The sequence below is a fragment of the Enterococcus nangangensis genome (assembly GCF_005405245.1).
Taxonomy (GTDB): Bacteria; Bacillota; Bacilli; order Lactobacillales; family Enterococcaceae; genus Enterococcus_J; species Enterococcus_J nangangensis.
This window is the reverse complement of record NZ_BJDR01000050.1, coordinates 1-2,303: the sequence shown is the minus strand read 5'-3', so window position 1 is coordinate 2,303 and position 2,303 is coordinate 1. Positions and strand designations below refer to the sequence as shown.

Here is a 2,303-nt window from a genome sequence, read left to right as displayed (position 1 = left end):
CAGATGTCTTTTTGTGTAAAAAAATATTGGTGTTCCTACACATTTCTGTGTAACAACACCAGATATCATAGACCCATTTTTCCTCGGACGTTTGCTTTTTATTTTGTTTCCTTAACTTAAAAATTATTTTGCTTCTTGCAAGATGTTAATTTGATTGATCGTGACATCCGTTGTTGGTTTGTCGTTGTCATCAGTTTCTACTGCAGCAATTTTATCGACAATATCCATGCCTTCAATCACTTGACCAAAGACAGTGTAACCCCCATCAAGAGAAGGATAACCACCATTTTTATAAGCGTCAATGATGCCTTGCGGATATTTTGTATCTAGTAAGCCATCGTGTTGGTCGGCGGTATTTTGGACGATGAAAAATTGTGAGCCATTGGAGTTTTCTTGACCGGTATTGGCCATGGATAAAGCTCCGCGAATATGGAAAAGTTGTTTAGAAGTTTCGACGCCAAAGCCTTCACCCCAAATACTCTCGCCACCGGAACCAGTGCCGTCAGGGTCGCCCCCTTGAATCATAAAGTCTTGAATCACGCGGTGGAAAGTTACGCCGTTGTAGTAGCCATCTTTAGCATGGGTCATGAAATTTTCGACAGCTTTTGGTGCAAGGTCAGGGAAAAGTTTAATTTTGATGCTCCCCATGGAAGTAACCATTTCCACCAAGTCTTCGTTTTCGGCAACGTCCGTAGAAAGTTGTGGTAAGTCTAAGGCGTTCAATTCTTCTTTACTCATGGAAGATGAGGAAGTGGAGCTTGCTGTGGAGCTGATTGTTTCACTGGAAGCGGTGTTGTTGCTATTACTACAAGCTGCTAAGCTTAATAGCGCCAAAAATGATAAACCTAAATAAATTGATTTTTTTTGCATGAGATTCTCCTTTAATCATAGTCAAGTTAATCTTAACAAAGGGAAACTTCCTTGGCTAGCCTTGGCGAAAAATTTCATAAATAATTCACACTTTATTTTAAAACGATCTGTCTAGACCTTTTTTTCAGAGTTTGTTATACTGAAAGTGCTTGCAAATTACTTAAGGAGGTTTATCATGGGCAAATTAGGCATTTCAATTTATCCGGAACGTTCAACTTTTGAAAAGGACAAAGCGTATTTAGACTTAGCACACAAGTATGGGTTTATCCGCGTGTTCACCAGTCTCTTACAAATTGACGGCGACAAAGACGTGGTCTTAGCTGACTTCAAAAAATCGGTGGACTACGCCAATGAATTAGGGATGGAAGTCATGGTGGACATTAACCCTGGCTTATTTGAACAATTGGAAATTTCTTATGATGATCTATCTTTCTTCCACAAAATGGGGGCATATGGCGTGCGCTTAGACGTAGGCTTTACAGGAGCCGAAGAAGCACGGATGACCCGCAATCCTTACAACATTAAAATCGAAATCAACATGAGCCAAGGAACTAGCTATGTGGATAATATTATGTCTTACTCACCGAACACCAATAACTTGTTAGGTTCCCACAATTTTTATCCGCATCGTTATTCTGGTCTAGGCTATGACCATTTTGTTTTCTGTAGTGAAAAGTTCCGTAAATATAATTTAAATACCATGGCTTTTGTCAATTCGCACGATGCGACGTTTGGACCATGGCCAACTCAAGATGGTTTGTGCTCGCTAGAAGACCACCGGGACTTAGAAATTGCTACCCAAGTGAAACATTTGCTCTTAACAGGTCTCATTGACGACATTTTAATCGGCAATGCCTATGCTTCAGAAGCAGAACTGAAAGCCATGGCAGAAGCCTTTAATGCTGAATTTCCATCTTTGAAAGTCGATGTTGCTGAAGATGTTACTGACGATGAACGCATTGTGTTGTTTGACAATCTTCACAGCTATCGGGGGGATCGTTCAGATTACATTTTGCGCTCCACCATGACTAGAATTTATTACAAAGACAAACCTTTCCCAGCCCACAATACGCTGGATATGAAACGAGGCGATGTCCTGATTGACAATGTTGGCTACGGGCAATACAAAGGGGAAACCCAAATCGCCTTAAAAGAAATGAAAAATGATGGTCGAGTCAACGTCGTGGGAAAAATTGCGGCTGACGAAATGTTCTTATTAGGTTTCTTAAAACCGTGGTCGTCCTTTAAATTGATTGAAAATAAATAGTAAACAAAAAAAGTTTTTTCCTGCGGCTGCGGGGAAAAACTTTTTTTCTCTTAGTTAATATTCCCACTAAAGTACTTTAGAAAAATTTCAGATAAAGTCCATATAATTGTGTAAAAAGAAAAGGCCATATGAGTGCCTGATACGGTACAATGTTTTTAACCACAAA

2 protein-coding genes are annotated in these 2,303 nt (G+C 39.7%); one reads left to right on the top strand and one right to left on the bottom strand.

Annotated elements, in window-relative coordinates; genetic code table 11:
- Nucleotides 1-123: 123 nt before the first annotated feature.
- Nucleotides 124-870 (bottom strand): peptidylprolyl isomerase, encoded by a 747-nt coding sequence (locus tag FFM57_RS09755; RefSeq protein ID WP_137600327.1) that lies wholly within the window; start codon nucleotides 868-870, stop codon nucleotides 124-126.
- A 175-nt stretch (nucleotides 871-1,045) separates the two neighbouring features.
- Between FFM57_RS09755 and FFM57_RS09750 the strand changes: the two genes are divergently transcribed.
- Nucleotides 1,046-2,137 (top strand): DUF871 domain-containing protein, encoded by a 1,092-nt coding sequence (locus FFM57_RS09750; RefSeq protein ID WP_137600326.1) that lies wholly within the window; start codon nucleotides 1,046-1,048, stop codon nucleotides 2,135-2,137.
- Nucleotides 2,138-2,303: the final 166 nt, after the last annotated feature.

What these genes read in the sequence shown, in the direction of transcription:
- FFM57_RS09750 (WP_137600326.1), top strand. Translation starts at nt 1,046, where the DNA reads ATGGGCAAATTAGGCATTTCAATTTATCCGGAACGTTCAACTTTTGAA.
- FFM57_RS09755 (WP_137600327.1), bottom strand. Translation starts at nt 870, where the DNA reads ATGCAAAAAAAATCAATTTATTTAGGTTTATCATTTTTGGCGCTATTA.